This is a genomic window from Streptomyces sp. Wb2n-11, from assembly GCF_001049855.1.
In the GTDB taxonomy this organism is placed as follows: domain Bacteria; phylum Actinomycetota; class Actinomycetes; order Streptomycetales; family Streptomycetaceae; genus Streptomyces; species Streptomyces altiplanensis.
On the sequence record NZ_CVPB01000001.1, the window covers coordinates 3,704,857 to 3,720,290 of the forward strand.

General features: G+C 70.2%; 16 protein-coding genes and 1 tRNA gene. 10 read left to right on the forward strand and 7 right to left on the reverse strand.

Features of this window, described 5'->3' with window-relative positions:
• Positions 1-149: 149 nt before the first annotated feature.
• Genes purS through purL form a run of 3 tightly spaced genes read left to right on the forward strand, consistent with a single transcriptional unit; the run spans position 150 to position 3,324 of the window.
• The gene (purS, locus tag BN1555_RS16890; protein ID WP_093800170.1) at positions 150-401 is read left to right on the forward strand and encodes a phosphoribosylformylglycinamidine synthase subunit PurS; all 252 of its coding nucleotides are present in this window, start codon (positions 150-152) and stop codon (positions 399-401) included.
• Positions 398-1,078: a phosphoribosylformylglycinamidine synthase subunit PurQ gene (gene purQ, locus BN1555_RS16895; RefSeq protein ID WP_093800171.1), complete on the forward strand. Its 681-nt coding sequence runs from the start codon at positions 398-400 to the stop codon at positions 1,076-1,078. The genes purS and purQ overlap by 4 nt, the downstream gene beginning before the upstream one ends.
• Entirely contained in the window at positions 1,075-3,324 is a 2,250-nt protein-coding gene (gene purL, locus BN1555_RS16900; RefSeq protein ID WP_093800172.1) for a phosphoribosylformylglycinamidine synthase subunit PurL, read from the forward strand. The genes purQ and purL overlap by 4 nt, the downstream gene beginning before the upstream one ends.
• Positions 3,325-3,415: 91 nt before the next feature.
• Here purL and BN1555_RS16905 read toward each other — a convergent pair whose 3' ends face one another.
• A complete protein-coding gene (locus BN1555_RS16905) occupies positions 3,416-3,955 on the reverse strand; it encodes a nuclear transport factor 2 family protein (RefSeq protein ID WP_369688979.1) in 540 nt (179 codons plus the stop codon).
• Between BN1555_RS16905 and BN1555_RS16910 the strand changes: the two genes are divergently transcribed.
• The 3 genes from BN1555_RS16910 (at position 3,954) to BN1555_RS16920 (ending at position 6,593) form a co-directional block, all read left to right on the forward strand.
• A complete protein-coding gene (locus BN1555_RS16910; protein WP_093800174.1) occupies positions 3,954-4,754 on the forward strand; it encodes a maleylpyruvate isomerase family mycothiol-dependent enzyme in 801 nt (266 codons plus the stop codon). The two genes, BN1555_RS16905 and BN1555_RS16910, sit on opposite strands and share 2 nt — an antisense overlap.
• A 169-nt stretch (positions 4,755-4,923) precedes the next feature.
• Complete coding sequence (locus tag BN1555_RS16915; RefSeq protein ID WP_093800175.1) at positions 4,924-5,715, forward strand: putative protein N(5)-glutamine methyltransferase; 792 nt, start codon at positions 4,924-4,926, stop codon at positions 5,713-5,715.
• Positions 5,712-6,593, forward strand: coding sequence for an META domain-containing protein (locus BN1555_RS16920; RefSeq protein WP_369688980.1), 882 nt, complete (start codon positions 5,712-5,714; stop codon positions 6,591-6,593). The genes BN1555_RS16915 and BN1555_RS16920 overlap by 4 nt, the downstream gene beginning before the upstream one ends.
• Positions 6,594-6,665: 72 nt before the next feature.
• Here the strand turns inward: BN1555_RS16920 and BN1555_RS16925 are convergent, their stop codons facing one another.
• The gene (locus BN1555_RS16925) at positions 6,666-8,093 is read right to left on the reverse strand and encodes a sulfatase-like hydrolase/transferase (RefSeq protein WP_255306060.1); all 1,428 of its coding nucleotides are present in this window, start codon (positions 8,091-8,093) and stop codon (positions 6,666-6,668) included.
• 149 nt (positions 8,094-8,242) lie between these two features.
• Complete coding sequence (locus tag BN1555_RS41625) at positions 8,243-8,335, reverse strand: putative leader peptide (protein WP_369688981.1); 93 nt, start codon at positions 8,333-8,335, stop codon at positions 8,243-8,245.
• A 115-nt stretch (positions 8,336-8,450) separates the two neighbouring features.
• Here BN1555_RS41625 and purF point away from each other — a divergent pair, with 115 nt between their 5' ends.
• Positions 8,451-9,974: an amidophosphoribosyltransferase gene (gene purF / locus BN1555_RS16930; RefSeq protein ID WP_093800176.1), complete on the forward strand. Its 1,524-nt coding sequence runs from the start codon at positions 8,451-8,453 to the stop codon at positions 9,972-9,974.
• Between the two features lie 35 nt (positions 9,975-10,009).
• Positions 10,010-11,104: a phosphoribosylformylglycinamidine cyclo-ligase gene (purM, locus tag BN1555_RS16935; RefSeq protein WP_093800177.1), complete on the forward strand. Its 1,095-nt coding sequence runs from the start codon at positions 10,010-10,012 to the stop codon at positions 11,102-11,104.
• 84 nt (positions 11,105-11,188) lie between these two features.
• Here the strand turns inward: purM and BN1555_RS16940 are convergent, their stop codons facing one another.
• Both BN1555_RS16940 and BN1555_RS16945 read right to left on the reverse strand, forming a co-directional pair.
• The gene (locus BN1555_RS16940) at positions 11,189-11,443 is read right to left on the reverse strand and encodes a DUF3073 domain-containing protein (protein ID WP_028815102.1); all 255 of its coding nucleotides are present in this window, start codon (positions 11,441-11,443) and stop codon (positions 11,189-11,191) included.
• A 288-nt stretch (positions 11,444-11,731) separates the two neighbouring features.
• Positions 11,732-12,814, reverse strand: a complete 1,083-nt coding sequence (locus BN1555_RS16945) for a Leu/Phe/Val dehydrogenase (RefSeq protein WP_093803446.1) — start codon at positions 12,812-12,814, stop codon at positions 11,732-11,734.
• Between the two features lie 188 nt (positions 12,815-13,002).
• Between BN1555_RS16945 and BN1555_RS16950 the strand changes: the two genes are divergently transcribed.
• Both BN1555_RS16950 and bldC read left to right on the forward strand, forming a co-directional pair.
• On the forward strand, positions 13,003-13,854 hold the full coding sequence (locus BN1555_RS16950; protein WP_093800178.1) for a DUF8083 family protein: 852 nt from the start codon (positions 13,003-13,005) through the stop codon (positions 13,852-13,854).
• A 472-nt stretch (positions 13,855-14,326) separates the two neighbouring features.
• Complete coding sequence (gene bldC, locus BN1555_RS16955; RefSeq protein ID WP_003949541.1) at positions 14,327-14,533, forward strand: developmental transcriptional regulator BldC; 207 nt, start codon at positions 14,327-14,329, stop codon at positions 14,531-14,533.
• Between the two features lie 422 nt (positions 14,534-14,955).
• Here the strand turns inward: bldC and BN1555_RS16960 are convergent, their stop codons facing one another.
• On the reverse strand, positions 14,956-15,183 hold the full coding sequence (locus tag BN1555_RS16960; protein WP_093800179.1) for a DUF6274 family protein: 228 nt from the start codon (positions 15,181-15,183) through the stop codon (positions 14,956-14,958).
• Positions 15,184-15,308: 125 nt separating this feature from the next.
• A tRNA-Asp gene (locus BN1555_RS16965) sits at positions 15,309-15,383 on the reverse strand.
• Positions 15,384-15,434: the final 51 nt, after the last annotated feature.

Sequence of the window (15,434 nt, forward strand, 5' to 3'; positions counted from 1 at the left end):
GAGACGGCCGTTTTCCCTGATTTTTTCTCGGGGCTGCCGCCCCCGATGCCGGTCCGTGATCCACGTCAACCTATATCTACCCGCGTAGAATTTCTGGGCGGGTACGCTGATGGAACCGCCTTCGCACCACACCACCACCGGGAGTGCCAGTGGCACGCGTCGTAGTCGACGTCATGCTCAAGCCCGAGATCCTCGACCCGCAGGGACAGGCGGTGCAGCGTGCACTGCCCCGTCTCGGCTTCGAGGGAATCGCGGACGTCCGTCAGGGAAAGCGTTTCGAGCTCGAGGTCGAAGGGCCGGTCGATGACGCCGCCCTCGCCCGCATCAACGAGATGGCCGAAACGTTCCTCGCCAACACCGTCATCGAGGACTTCACCGTGAAGGTGGAGGAGTCGAAGTGACCGCTCGTATCGGAGTCGTCACCTTTCCTGGAACGCTCGACGACCAGGACAGCCTCCGCGCCGTCCGGACCGCAGGCGCCGAGCCGGTCTCGCTGTGGCACCGCGACAAGGACCTCAAGCAGGTCGACGCGGTCGTCCTCGCGGGCGGTTTCTCCTACGGCGACTACCTGCGGGCCGGTGCCATCGCCCGCTTCTCGCCCGTGATGGAGACGATCATCGAGCAGGCGAAGGCCGGCCTGCCGGTCCTCGGCATCTGCAACGGTTTCCAGATCCTCACCGAGGCCCACCTCCTGCCCGGCGGAATGCTGCAGAACAACCACCTGCACTTCATCTGCCGCGAGCAGAAGCTGCGCGTGGAGACGAGCGGGACGGCCTGGACGGCGGACTACACCGCCGGGCAGGAGATCCGGATCCCGCTCAAGAACATGGACGGCCGCTACGTCGCCGACGAGCGCACGCTCGACGAGCTGGAGGCCGAGGGCCGCGTCGCCTTCCGCTACCTGGACGTCAACCCGAACGGTTCGCTCCGCGACATCGCCGGCATCACCAACGCCGCCGGCAACGTCGTCGGCCTGATGCCGCACCCGGAGCACGCCGTGGAGCCGCTGGTCGGCACGGGACGCACCGACGGCCTCGGATTCTTCACCTCGATCCTGAAGAAGCTGGTCAACGCATGACTCTCGACACCGTCAAGCACGCCTCGGAGACCCCCGAGGCCGAGCAGCCCTGGAAGGAACTCGGCCTCAAGGAGGACGAGTACGCGCGCATCCGCGAGATCCTGGGCCGCCGTCCGACCGGCGCCGAGCTCGCCATGTACAGCGTCATGTGGTCCGAGCACTGCTCGTACAAGAGCAGCAAGGTCCATCTGAAGCAGTTCGGCGAGAAGGTGCCGGTCAACGACGCGATGCTCGTCGGCATCGGCGAGAACGCGGGCGTCGTCGACGTCGGCCAGGGCTACGCCGTGACCTTCAAGGTCGAGTCGCACAACCACCCCTCGTACATCGAGCCCTACCAGGGCGCGGCCACCGGCGTCGGCGGCATCGTCCGCGACATCCTGGCCATGGGCGCCCGCCCGGTCGCGGTCGTCGACCCGCTGCGCTTCGGTGCGGCCGACCACCCCGACACCCGGCGCGTACTGCCCGGCGTGGTCGCGGGCATCGGCGGCTACGGCAACTGCCTGGGCCTGCCGAACATCGGCGGCGAGGTCGTCTTCGACGCGTGCTACCAGGGCAACCCGCTGGTCAACGCCGGCTGCATCGGCGTCATGAAGCACGAGGACATCCACCTCGCCAAGGCGAGTGGTCCCGGCAACAAGGTCATCCTGTACGGCGCCCGCACGGGCGGCGACGGCATCGGCGGCGTGTCGGTCCTCGCCTCCGAGACCTTCGAGTCGACCGGTCCCGCGAAGCGTCCGGCCGTCCAGGTCGGCGACCCCTTCCAGGAGAAGCTCCTCATCGAGTGCACCCTGGAGATCTTCCGCGAGCAGCTCGTCGCGGGCATCCAGGACCTCGGTGGCGCGGGCCTGTCCTGCGCCACCTCCGAGCTGGCCTCGGCCGGTTCCGGCGGTATGCGCGTGGAGCTGGACGCCGTTCCGCTGCGCGACTCCTCCCTCTCGCCCGAGGAAATCCTCATGAGCGAGTCGCAGGAGCGCATGTGCGCGATCGTCGAGCCGGACAAGGTCGACCGCTTCCTGGAGATCTGCGAGAAGTGGGACGTCATCGCCACCGTCATCGGTGAGGTGACCGACGGCTCGCAGCTGGAGATCTTCTGGCACGGCGAGCAGATCGTCGACGTACCGCCGCGGACCGTGGCCCACGAGGGCCCCGTCTACAACCGGCCGTACGCCCGCCCCGCGTGGCAGGACGCGCTCCAGGCCGACGACGCCAACAGGCTGGCGCGCCCGGCGAACGCCGCCGAGCTGCGCGCACAGGTGCTGAAGCTCGTCTCGTCGCCGAACCAGGCGTCGAAGTCGTGGATCACCGACCAGTACGACCGCTTCGTGCAGGGCAACACCGTGCTCGCCATGCCCGAGGACGCCGGCATGGTACGGATCGACGAGAAGACGAACCTGGGCGTCGCCATGGCGACCGACGGCAACGGCCGGTACGCCAAGCTCGACCCGTACACGGGCGCGCAGCTGGCGCTCGCCGAGTCCTACCGCAACGTCGCCGCCTCCGGCGCCAAGCCGCTCGCGATCTCCGACTGCCTGAACTTCGGCTCCCCCGAGGACCCGGACGTCATGTGGCAGTTCGCGGAGGCCACGCGCGGTCTCGCGGACGGCTGCCTCCAGCTCGGCACCCCGGTGACCGGCGGCAACGTGTCGCTCTACAACCAGACCGGCGAGACGGCCATCCACCCGACGCCCGTCGTCGCGGTGCTCGGCGTGATCGACGACGTGACGCGGCGCACGCCCGTCGCCTTCGCGGAGGAGGGCCAGCTCCTCTACCTGCTCGGCGACACGCACGAGGAACTGGGCGGCTCGGCCTGGTCCCAGGTCATCCACGACCACCTCGGCGGCATGCCGCCGAAGGTCGACCTGGACCGGGAGAAGCTGCTCGGCGAGATCCTGATCTCCGCCTCGCGCGACGGCATGATCGACGCGGCGCACGACCTCAGCGACGGCGGCCTGGTCCAGGCGGTCACCGAGTCCTGCCTGCGCGGCGGGAAGGGTGCGCGGCTGGTCGTGCCGGACGGTCTCGACTCCTTCGTGTTCCTGTTCTCCGAGTCGGCCGGCCGGGCGGTCGTGTCCGTGCCGCGCAGCGAGGAGCTCCGCTTCACCGACATGTGCGGGGCACGCGGTCTGCCCGTGACCCGGATCGGTGTCGTCGACGGCGACGAGATCGAGGTCCAGGGCGAGTTCAGCATTCCGCTGAGCGAGCTCCGTACGGCGCACGAGAAGACCCTTCCGGGCCTCTTCGCCTGATTTCCGCACGGATCACCGGGGATGTGCGTACGGCCCCGCCCTCCAGGAGGGCGGGGCCGTCGGCCGGTCCGGCGCGGTGCCCGAGGACGGCTCACTCCGCCGTGCCCCAGAAGGCGTCGGTCTCGTCGATGTCCTGGACGCACTCGTCGATGTCCGACAGCTTGCCGCCCACGATCGTGAAGAAGAGCGCGCCCTTCATCTCGATGCCGCGGTCCCCGCGCTCGGCGTACCACTTGTGGGCGGCCACGGCGTGTCCGCGCCCGTCCACGTAGACGCCCTCCAGGTCGGCGCGCATGGAGCCGCCCGACAGCTCGAAGAGCCTGCGGAACAGGTCCAGGACGTTGTCCCGGCCCTTGTAGTGACCGGAGATCTGACTCGACCCGGGCGTGTGGAACGTGCAGTCCGCCATCATCATGGTCGCGAGGGTCTCCATGTCGCCCTTGTTGAACGCCTCGTAGCCCCGGCGTACCAGGGCACTGTCCGGGTGCTCACCCATGGCTGCTTCCCACCTTCCGTAATCCGTACGACCGCCTTCCTCCATCGTCCGCCGGGTGTGCGCCCGCTGCCACGCGGCCACGACCGGTACGACGGCCACGACCGGCGCGACCGGGTCGGTTAACCTCGCCCCCATGCCCCCTGCCAGGAAGCGCGCCCGCAGGTACGACCCCGCCAAGATCCGCGCCGCCGTGCTGGCGCAGTCCGCCCAGGTGCGGGCGGGAGTCCGCACCCTCACCCCCGAGCAGCTCGCCGCCCCCACCCGGCTGGGTGACTGGACGGTCCGCGAGCTGTCGGCGCACGTCTGCATGGCGCTCGGCTCCGTCGCCCGCTCACTGGAGGAGCCCGAGCCCGCCGGGCAGGAGATGGCGCTGCTCGACTGGCCTTTCGCCACCGTGACCGCCGCGGGCCGGATCGACGAGGACACCAGGGCGCTCGCCGCCGGGGCCGGGCCGGGCGAGCTGGGCGAGCTGTACGCGCGTACCGAGGCGGCCGTCGCCGCCGCGCTGCCGGGCGCTTCGGACGACCGGCTGGTGCCCATGCGGTTCGGGGCCATGCGGTTCGGCGACTTCCTGGTCACCCGTACCGTCGAGCTGATCGTCCACACCGACGATCTGAACGACGCGACCGGGCTGGGCATCCCGTACGACCGCCAGGCCCTCGCCGCCTGCACCCGCGTCCTCGCCGACGCCCTCGCCGTGAAGGCGCCCGGCGGTTCGGTCGAGGTCCGCGTCCCGCCGTACGCCGTGGTGCAGTGCGTGGAGGGCCCCCGGCACACCCGCGGGACCCCGCCCAACGTCGTCGAGACCGACCCGCTCACCTGGATCCGCCTCGCCACGGGGCGTACGGACTGGGACACGGCCGTCGGCGAGGCGAAGGTCAGTGCCAGTGGCGAAAGGGCCCACCTGGCCGGGTTGTTGCCCCTTCTCGGGTAGCGGTGACAAATGATCATGTACTGTTGCCGACGCCAACGCAGGACGTACGCACCGAGGAGGTGAGACCCATTACCGCTGTACCAGGTCGGGTGCTCTCCTCTCGCGACCGCGCGGTCCCCCTGACATAGGTGACCGAGGGAGCGCCCATCGGCGTCCCGAAAGGTTTCCCGTGTCCCTTTCCCCTTCCGTCGTCGTCACCAGGCTTCGCGCCGCCGGCTGTGTGTTCGCCGAGGACGAGGCGGAGCTGCTCCTCTCCACCGCGCGAAATCCCGCGGACCTCGCCGCCATGGTGGACCGGCGGACCGCCGGCCTCCCCCTGGAACACGTCCTCGGCTGGGCCGAGTTCTGCGGCCGTCGCGTCACCGTCGACCCCGGGGTCTTCGTCCCGCGCCGCCGCACCGAGTTCCTCGTCCGGCAGGCCGCCGCCCTCGTGCCGTCGCGGGCCGTCGTGGTCGACCTGTGCTGCGGCTCGGGCGCGCTGGGCGCGGCGCTGGCCACGTCCATGGAGCAGGCCGAGCTGTACGCCGCCGATGTCGACCCGGCCGCCGTGCGGTGTGCCCGGCGCAATGTCGGTCCCATGGGCGGGCAGGTGTACGAAGGCGACCTCTACGAGCCGCTGCCGGCGGCCACGCTGCGGGGCCGGGTCGACGTACTGCTGGCCAATGTGCCGTACGTACCGACCGGGGAGATGGAGCTGCTGCCCCCGGAGGCCCGCATCCACGAGGCGCGGGTCGCGCTCGACGGCGGGGCGGACGGGCTCGACGTACTGCGGCGGGTGACGGCGGAGGCGGCGCGGTGGCTGGCGCCGGGCGGCCACCTGCTGTTCGAGACGAGCGAGCGCCAGGCGCCGCAGGCCGTGGAGACCGTCGCCCGCGACGGGCTGGTCCCGTGGGTCGTCACGTCCGACGAGCTGTACGCCACCGTCGTCATCGGAAGGAAGGAGGACGGACAAGCCGGGTGACGGGCAGACGGAACCAGAAACGCCACTGGTTCCGTCCCACCGCCATGGATACGTCGCGCACCCGCCTCTGCGGCCCCCTCACCGGCGCCGCCACCGTCCTCGCCCTCCTGACCCTGGCCGCCTGCGGTACGGAACCGGGCCCGGGCGCCGGAGGTGACGCCACCGTGAAACCGGCCCCCCAGGTCACCGGCGTCGACTGGACCGTCGACAGTGTGACCGTCGACGGCGAGAAGGTGCCGGCGCCCGAGAGGGCCACGGTCCGGTTCGACGAGAAGGGCCGGGCCGAGGGCAGCACCGGCTGCAACCACTTCGGCGCCGATGCGACGGTCGAGGGCGACACGATCACGGTGGGGCCCGCCCGGACCACCGAGATCGGCTGCCCCAAGAGCGTCGCGAAGTTCGAACAGCACCTCCAGCGCACCCTCACCGGTGAGCTCAAGGCCGAGGTCGCGAACGGCAGGCTCACGCTGACCACGGCCGGGGGCGACACCATCGCCCTGTCCGAGACGGCCCCCGAGCCCGGCGCGCAGCTGCTCGGCACCGAGTGGCGGGTGGAGTCGCTGCGTGACGGCGACACCGCGACCTCGCTGCCCGGGGACGCGGCGGGCAAGGCGAAGCTGGTCTTCGCCGAGGACGGGTCCGTGGGCGGTCATCTCGGCTGCAACAACGTCTCGGGCCGGGCGAGGGTCTCCGGGGACACCATCACCTTCTCCAAGATCGCAACGACCCGGAAGCTGTGCCCTCCGCCGGTGATGGACGCCGAGCGGGCGCTGCTCGGCATCCTCGACGGCAAGGCGGCCTACGAGATCCGTGAGCGCGCCCTGTCCCTCACCGCGGCGGACGGCAAGGGACTGGACGCGGTCGCGATCGCCAAGTGACCTGAGCACCGGTGTTCGCGGTACGGGGGCCGAAGCCGCCGACGGGGCGGGTACGACACCGCGTCACCCGGCTCAGGACACCGCCCCGTACGGCAGCAGCCCCGCGTCCGTCCTCTCCCAGGCGGCCCGCAGCGCGCCCAGCCGCTCCGGCTCCCGGGACGCCCTGTCCGCCTGCTCCCGCGCGTCCTCGGTGAGCCGGAAGAGCTGGTCCCTGCCGCCCGCGTCCCGGTAGTACTTCCACTCGCCCCGCCGCAGCGCCCGTTCGCCCCGCACCCGCCAGAACAGGTCACGTGCCGGGGCCCGCTCGCCCCGCAGCAGGTACCCGGCGAGGCTCGCGCCGTCCAGGGGGTACGCCGGGTCGGGGCGCGCGCCCGCCACCTCGAGCAGCGTCGCCGTCCAGTCCGGCGTGAAGACCGGCACCTCGCTGACCTGGCCGCCGTCGATCCGCGCGGGCCAGCGCACGAGGGTCGGCACGCGTATGCCGCCCTCCTTCAGGGAGGACTTGTTGCCCGACAGGGGCCAGTTGTACGAGAAGCGCTCGCCGCCGTTGTCGCTCGCGAAGACGACCAGGGTGTCCTTCTCCTGCCCCGACCGCCGCAGCGCGCCCAGCACCTCGCCGACCGACCGGTCCAGGTCCTCGACCATCTCCCGGTACTTCTCGACCGAGCCGCCGTCCTGGTGCCACAGCGCGCCCCGCTCGCCCGCCTTGATCCGCCGCACGATCCCGGCGCTCGCCTCCTCGTCGCCGTCGGCGATCCAGGGCCAGTGCGGGGTGGTGAAGTTCAGGTTCAGCAGCCACGGTCTGTCGTGTTCGCGCTCCATGTAACCGCTCGCCCGCTCGGTCAGGATCCGCGTGTAGTACCGCAGGTCCTTGTACGGGGCGTCGCCCTCGTAGAGGTCGTACTCCCCGCCGAGCCCCAGCTTCGAGTAGTACTCCAGCGCGCCCCCGAAGTTGCCGAAGAACTCGTCCCAGCCCGACCGTGTCGGGCTGTAGTCCGGCAGGTGCCCGCAGTGCCACTTGCCGATCAGTGCGGTCGCGTACCCGGCGCCCTTCAGCAGCGAGGCGAGCGTGGGGTGCGTCGGCTCCAGACCCACCGACCTGTCCGCGATCGGCTCGGCGAGCCCGCCCTTCGTACGCCCCGGGAAGCGCCCCGTGTAGAGGCTGAAGCGGGTCGGGGAGCAGGTCGCGGACCCGGAGTACGCGTCGGTGAAGCGCACCCCCTGCCGGGCGAGCCGGTCGAGGTGCGGCGTACGGATGTGGGGGGATCCGTACGAGGAGAGGTCGGCCCAGCCCAGGTCGTCGCCCAGGACGAACAGGATGTTGGGCCGCCGGGAGCGCCGGCCGGCGGCCGCCCGGAAGGGCCGCTCCTCCGGGGTGCCGGCGGTGGCTCCGGCAGGGGCGGCGGAGGCCGGCCCGGCCGCGAGGCCGACGGCGGCGGCGCTCGCGCCGACGACACCGCCGAAGGCGCGCCGGGACAGCTTCTTGTCGTGCGAGGTCACGGGATCTCCAGTGATGAAGAGCACGCCGACCGGGCCCGTGACGGCGCGGTTCAGCGCTCTGCCGGGGCCGGACCGGGGCAGGGGGAGGCCGCGGGAAGGCGGCACGGAGAAAGGAGAGGTGATCTACGGGGCGCGGAAGGGGAACGCGCCTACGCGCAGCGACAGATGGCGCTCGCGACACGGACCAGGTCGACGTGGCGGCGCTCCACCAGCGTGACCGAGCGGTCACCGAGGGGCTGCATGGGGCAGGAGCCTGGCGGAGTCATCGCGCACCTGTCAAGCCCCGCCCCGCCTCGGCCGGCGGCCGACCGCGTCCCCAATTCGGACCAGTGGTCGATCTCGCCTACACTCGGTGGCGTGCCTCGTGGTGATGGACGACTCAACCACGACCTGCTCCCCGGTGAGAAAGGCCCCCAGGACGCTTGCGGCGTCTTCGGTGTCTGGGCTCCCGGCGAAGAGGTCGCCAAGCTCACCTATTTCGGACTGTATGCCCTGCAGCACCGTGGACAGGAGTCCGCGGGCATCGCAGTGAGCAACGGGTCCCAGATCCTGGTCTTCAAAGACATGGGACTGGTCTCGCAGGTCTTCGACGAAACCTCTCTCGGATCCCTCCAGGGCCATATCGCGGTGGGCCATGCCCGCTACTCCACCACCGGAGCATCGGTGTGGGAGAACGCGCAGCCGACCTTCCGTGCCACCGCGCACGGATCGATCGCCCTGGGACACAACGGCAATCTGGTCAACACGGCGCAGCTCGCCGAGATGGTCGCCGCCCTCCCCAAGGAGAACGGCCGCGCGACGCAGGTCGCCGCGACCAATGACACCGACCTGGTCACAGCGCTGCTGGCCGGCCAGACGGACGACGACGGCAAGCCCCTCACGATCGAGGAAGCCGCCGCCAAGGTCCTTCCCGACGTCATGGGCGCCTTCTCCCTCGTCTTCATGGACGAGGGCACGCTCTACGCCGCCCGCGACCCGCAGGGCATCCGCCCGCTGGTCCTCGGCCGGCTGGAGCGCGGCTGGGTGGTGGCCTCCGAGTCCGCCGCCCTCGACATCTGCGGCGCCGCGTACGTCCGTGAGGTCGAGCCGGGCGAGATGCTCGCGATCGACGAGAATGGTCTGCGCACCTCCCGATTCGCGGAAGCGAAGCCCAAGGGATGTGTCTTCGAGTACGTCTACCTGGCGCGCCCGGACACCGACATCGCCGGCCGCAACGTCTATCTCTCGCGTGTCGAGATGGGCCGGAAACTGGCCAAGGAAGCCCCGGTCGAAGCCGACCTGGTGATAGCGACGCCCGAGTCCGGCACCCCCGCCGCGATCGGTTACGCCGAGGCGAGCGGAATTCCGTACGGCTCGGGCCTCGTCAAGAACGCGTACGTCGGCCGGACCTTCATCCAGCCGTCCCAGACGATCCGCCAGCTCGGCATCCGTCTGAAGCTCAACCCGCTCAAGGAAGTCATCCGCGGCAAGCGCCTGGTGGTCGTCGACGACTCGATCGTCCGCGGCAACACCCAGCGCGCCCTGGTCAAGATGCTCCGCGAGGCCGGCGCCGCCGAGATCCACATCCGGATCTCCTCCCCGCCGGTGAAGTGGCCCTGCTTCTTCGGCATCGACTTCGCGACCCGCGCGGAGCTCATCGCCAACGGCATGACGATCGACGAGATCGGCACCTCGCTGGGCGCCGACTCGCTCTCGTACATCTCCATCGACGGGATGATCGAGTCGACCACCATCCCCAAGGCGAACCTGTGCCGCGCCTGCTTCGACGGCGAGTACCCGATGGAGCTCCCGGACCCCGAGCTGCTCGGCAAGCAGCTTCTGGAGACCGAGCTCGCGGCCGGCCCGGCGAGCGCCGCGGCCGAGGCGCTCCGTCGCCCGTAACGCCCCCCTTTCACGACACGAAAGATCTCAAACTCATGTCTGCTGAATCTGCTGGGCGTGCTCCGCACGCGGGCACCGGTGCCAGCTACGCGTCCGCGGGCGTAGACATCGAAGCCGGCGACCGCGCCGTGGAACTGATGAAGGAGTGGGTGAAGAAGACGCAGCGCCCCGAGGTCCTCGGCGGCCTGGGCGGCTTCGCCGGCCTCTTCGACGCCTCCGCCCTCAAGCGCTACGAGCGTCCGCTGCTCGCCTCCGCCACCGACGGTGTCGGTACGAAGGTCGACCTCGCCCGCAAGATGGGCGTGTACGACACGATCGGCCACGACCTCGTCGGCATGGTCGTCGACGACCTGGTCGTCTGCGGCGCCGAGCCGCTCTTCATGACCGACTACATCTGTGTCGGCAAGGTGCACCCCGAGCGTGTCGCGGCCATCGTGAAGGGCATCGCCGAGGGCTGTGTCCTCGCGGGCTGCGCCCTGGTCGGCGGCGAGACGGCCGAGCACCCCGGCCTGCTGGGCGAGGACGACTTCGACGTCGCCGGCGCCGGTACGGGCGTGGTGGAGTACGACCGGCTGCTGGGCGCGGACCGTATCCGCGAGGGTGACGCGGTGATCGCCATGGCGTCCTCCGGTCTTCACTCGAACGGGTACTCACTCGTCCGGCACGTGGTCTTCGACCGCGCCGGCTGGACGCTGGACCGCGAGATCGAGGAGTTCGGCCGCACCCTCGGCGAGGAACTCCTGGAGCCCACCAAGATCTACTCGCTGGACTGCCTGGCCCTCACCCGCACCACCGAGGTGCACGCTTTCAGCCACATCACGGGCGGCGGTCTTGCGAACAACCTGGCCCGCGTGATCCCGGACGGCCTGCACGCCACGGTCGACCGCTCCACCTGGACCCCCGGCGCGGTGTTCGACCTCGTCGGCAAGGCCGGACAGGTCGAGCGGCTCGAACTGGAGAAGACCCTCAACATGGGTGTCGGCATGATGGCCGTCGTCCCCGAGGAGTCGGTGAACGTGGCCCTGGAGACCCTCGCCGACCGCGGTGTCGACGCCTGGGTGGCCGGAGAGATCACCGAGCGCGGTGACCACGCCACGGGCGCGACGCTCACGGGTGACTACAGCAAGTAATCCTCCGGGCAGCACAGAACCCGGTCCGGGGCCGAGGCCCAGGACCGGGTTCCGTGTGTGATGCCTGTTCGAGGTGTACGGACGTCAAGCGCCGCGACGATGTGCCGAAGGACCGGACTCCTCGTCCTCGTCCCCGTCATCGTTGTACTGAGCCGCGTACTGTGCGTACGGGTCGTCTTCCTCGTCGTCGTCCTCGAACGGCTCGCCATTAGGCGGCTGTTGCGAAGTCGTCGAAGCGCCCAGCTCGTTGGCCAGACGCGACAGGTCAGTCCCGCCGCTGCTGTACTTCAGCTGGCGGGCGACCTTAGTCTGCTTGGCCTTTGCCCGGCCGCGCCCCATGGCTCGACCCCCTCGGTGACGGGGCTCGACGGCCCCAGAGTCTTGACACGCGTTCATGGTTCGGAACGGACTCCCCTGGGAGAGACCGGTCCGTAGGGCATCAACGGTACCTGCTTCCGTGGCCATACGGTACGCCGCCCGCATGCAACGCCTCGGCACAGAACCCACGAGAAGCCCCGTCCTCGCTGGTCAACTGCGATTTTAACCTCTTCTGAGGGCCGACCCGCCGACGGGGGTGAGTCATGTCTCGCCGACGGCGGGCCGGCCCCTCGGGAGAGGGCCGCGATGTCAGCGCCCGCGTGCCTCGGCCATCCTCTGCTCGGCGATCCTGTCGGCCGCAGCGGCCGGCGGAATGCCGTCTGCCTTCGCACGTGCGAATATTGCGAGCGTGGTGTCGAAGATCTTCGCGGCCTTCGCCCTGCACCGGTCGAAGTCGAAACCGTGCAGCTCGTCGGCGACCTGGATCACGCCGCCGGCGTTCACCACGTAGTCGGGTGCGTAGAGGATCCCGCGGTCCGCGAGGTCCTTCTCGACGCCGGGGTGGCCGAGCTGGTTGTTGGCCGCACCGCACACCACCTTCGCCGTCAGCGCCGGAACGCTCTCGTCGTTCAGCGCGCCGCCGAGTGCGCACGGGGCGTAGACGTCCAGGCCCTCCACCCGGATCAGCGCGTCGGTGTCCGCGACGACGGTCACCCGGGGGTGCCGGTCGGTTACGCGGCGTACCGACTCCTCCCGCACGTCCGTGATCACGACCTCGGCGCCGTCCTCCAGGAGGTGCTCGACGAGGTGGTGGCCGACCTTGCCCACGCCCGCGACGCCGACCTTGCGGTCACGCAGGGTCGGGTCGCCCCACAGGTGCTGGGCCGAGGCCCGCATGCCCTGGAAGACGCCGAAGGCGGTCAGCACGGAGGAGTCGCCCGCGCCGCCGTTCTCGGGGGAGCGGCCGGTCGCCCAGCGGGTCTCGCGGGCGACGACGTCCATGTCGGCGACGTACGTGCCGACGTCGCAGGCGGTCACGTAGCGGCCGCCGAGGGAGTCCACGAACCTGCCGTAGGCGAGGAGCAGCTCCTCGCTCTTGAGCGTCTCGGGGTCGCCGATGATCACGGCCTTGCCGCCGCCGTGGCCGAGCCCGGCCAGGGCATTCTTGTACGACATGCCGCGCGCGAGGTTCAGCGCGTCGGCGACGGCCTCTTCCTCGGTCGCGTACGGGTAGAAGCGCGTGCCGCCGAGGGCCGGGCCCAGGGCGGTGGAGTGGATGGCGATGACGGCCTTGAGGCCGCTGGCGCGGTCCTGGCACAGCACGACTTGCTCGTGGCCGCCCTGTTCCGATCGGAACAGGGTGTGCAGGACGCCTTCGGATGCGTCGGTCACGGTGGTGACTCCCAAGTACGAGGCGCTACGCCCTCCTGCGGGTGGGGAGGGCCGGTGGGCAAGAGAGTAAGACCTGGCAGGCCCCGGGTGGACCCCAGTGCCGAGGATCACCCCCCGGCGGAGTACGCGTGGGACGATTTCTCCCCGGTTTCCTTCCAGGTTCTTTCCGGTCGAAGTGAGGAGCAGGCGTGGTCCAGGCGTCATCGGTGACCGTTCCGTACGCCGCCCATCTGCGGGTGTACGAACCACTGGCCGCCTTCCCCGAGCCGGAGCGCGGCCACTGGGCGCGGTACGCGGGCCGCGAGCGGCTGCCCACGGCCCAGGACGAACTCAGGCGGTCGCTGGCCGACTTGCTGCCCACCCCGCCGGTGCCCGTGCCGGTCCACGAGAGCGGCGACGCGTTCGTGACCGAAGTGGACGGAGTGGTGTGCGTCTGTCCCTGGCGGACGAGGCTGCGCGGCTGGCTGGCGCTGGAGGAACTGCCCGCGCTCTTCCCGGAGCCGATGCTGGACGCGGCGCTGCCGCCGCTGGTGCGCCGGCAGGCGGCCGCGGACTTCGAGCGGTGGCTGGAGCGCCACCCGGACGCGAGGCCGTGGATCAGGAGTGCGACGTGGCACGTGCCGGTGCGCTGGTTCGCGCTTTTCACGGACGAGGAACGGGAGTACCGGAAGGGCGAGGGGGAGGCGGCGCCCGTACTGCGCTACCGGACGCCGATGGCCCAGGCGCGGCGGCGGGTGGCGCGGGCGCTGAAGACGCTGCGGGAGCAGCTCGACGCCGAGGCCGGCGGGCCGCTCGTCGAGGGCCTGGTGGATGTGGGCCGCTGGCTGGAGGAATTCCACCCCAGGTCGCTGGTGGAGCTCGATTACGGCGGTCTGGTGCACGTGCTTCCGCAGGAACATCTCGCCGAGGACCACTCCGCGGCGGATGTGGCCGAGGGGATCGCGGCGCTGCGGGCCGGGGACGGCGCGGGGGCCGGCGAGGCGTACGGGAGGCTGACGGAGCGGTGGCGGGTGGTGCGCGGGCTTCAGTTCGCGAACTGACCGTGAGGGGGCGCTGATCCGGCGGCCGGGACGTAGGTCCTGATCCGGGCCTTTGCCTCAAGCGTGATGGACAGCACTTAGCGGTCTCTTGCGCCCATCCCCCTTCCTCATGCCAAAATAGGACAAGGAGTCCGGCGAGGGCTCCTTCCGTCCTGCTATGGGTGGAATAGCTCGGTATTGCGCGCTATGGGGGGTCATGACGGCTCCTGATCGCTCTGTGACTGATCGTCACTGTGACGTGACTGTCCGCTATGGCATGGTCCATCGGCTTCGTCGCTGATGAACACCTGGGAGGGCAATTCCATCGGTTTGGCCGACGTGGCTGGACGGATGGTGTAGTTGTAGTGCCGAGGACAAGCCGTTCGTCCTATAACCGACTCGGCCCGCGTCCGCCATTTCGGGCAACGCGGGTCAAGGTGCAGAATTTAGAGGAAAGAACCGTGATGGTTCGGTTCTCCCGAGGAGGCCGCTCATGACCGCTCGCACCCCTGACGCCGAGCCGCTGCTGACCCCGGCTGAGGTTGCCACGATGTTCCGCGTGGACCCGAAGACGGTCACGCGCTGGGCCAAGGCAGGCAAGCTCACGTCCATCCGCACGCTTGGTGGACACCGGCGTTACCGCGAGGCAGAGGTCCGCGCACTGCTTGCGGGCATTCCGCAGCAGCGCAGCGAGGCCTGAACAACTGAATAACCCGCTTTACCGGGCAATCCTCCGGGCCCCCCAACCCGGACGCCCACCTGAGCACCACACGACAGGCGCCTGCCCCAACAGGCGCCACATCCGGGCTTGATGGATGCGTCGTTGATCGCGCTGGACTCCGCCGGGTCCAGCGCGATCTTTTTTTATGCCCGCGCCAGGGTGCCCGCCGACCGCTCTGACCTGCGGCGCGCCGGCCCCCGGGGCCCCTCGGGGGAGGGCTGGGGGGAGGGCTCCGGACGGCCCTTCAGGAGAGTGCAATTGCACATATTAAATTGACTGGTTGTAGGGAGGGTGTAAGTCCCCCAGTTCCCAAAACTCATGGGGTGACACCCGTCACATGGGGAAACACTTGTTTGTTTCCGTCCCGCCAGCGATAGGGCGGGGATGCGCGGCGCCATCCGTCATGACGGCGGGGGGCTTTCGGCCTCGGCGGCTTCGGGGGCTCCGGCGGCCTCCGTCGGCCCGGTGACCTTCGCCGGCCTCTCCGTCTCCGTCTCCGGCTCCATGGCGAGCCGCAGGAGCCGGTGGCAGATGGGGCAGTGTCTTGTGACGTGGCGGTAGCCCGTCGAGGCCGCCAGATGGGCACGCAGCAGTGCGCGCGTCTCGTGCCTGGCAGTTGATGCGGCCATGCGTCACCTCCCGGTGCGGGCTCCCGGGGGCCCTGATGCCTGGTTACCGGTGGCGGATGACGCAGTCAAGACGCAAGAAGGCCCGAATCCTTGCGGATCCGGGCCTTCCCGTACTTCTTCTTATGCGGTCCTGACGGGATTTGAACCCGCGGCCTCCACCTTGACAGGGTGGCGAGCACTCCAAACTGCTCCACAGGACCTTGCTTCGCTTTGCCGTGTTGCTCGGCGCTGCGAAGACAGACTGTACAGCA

Excerpts from the sequence above, each read along its gene's own strand:
- purL (WP_093800172.1), top strand. The coding sequence starts at position 1,075 with ATGACTCTCGACACCGTCAAGCACGCCTCGGAGACCCCCGAGGCCGAG.
- BN1555_RS16910 (WP_093800174.1), top strand. The coding sequence starts at position 3,954 with ATGCCCCCTGCCAGGAAGCGCGCCCGCAGGTACGACCCCGCCAAGATC.
- BN1555_RS16905 (WP_369688979.1), bottom strand. The coding sequence starts at position 3,955 with ATGGGGGCGAGGTTAACCGACCCGGTCGCGCCGGTCGTGGCCGTCGTA.
- BN1555_RS41625 (WP_369688981.1), bottom strand. The coding sequence starts at position 8,335 with ATGCAGCCCCTCGGTGACCGCTCGGTCACGCTGGTGGAGCGCCGCCAC.
- purM (WP_093800177.1), top strand. The coding sequence starts at position 10,010 with ATGTCTGCTGAATCTGCTGGGCGTGCTCCGCACGCGGGCACCGGTGCC.
- BN1555_RS16940 (WP_028815102.1), bottom strand. The coding sequence starts at position 11,443 with ATGGGGCGCGGCCGGGCAAAGGCCAAGCAGACTAAGGTCGCCCGCCAG.
- bldC (WP_003949541.1), top strand. The coding sequence starts at position 14,327 with ATGACCGCTCGCACCCCTGACGCCGAGCCGCTGCTGACCCCGGCTGAG.
- BN1555_RS16960 (WP_093800179.1), bottom strand. The coding sequence starts at position 15,183 with ATGGCCGCATCAACTGCCAGGCACGAGACGCGCGCACTGCTGCGTGCC.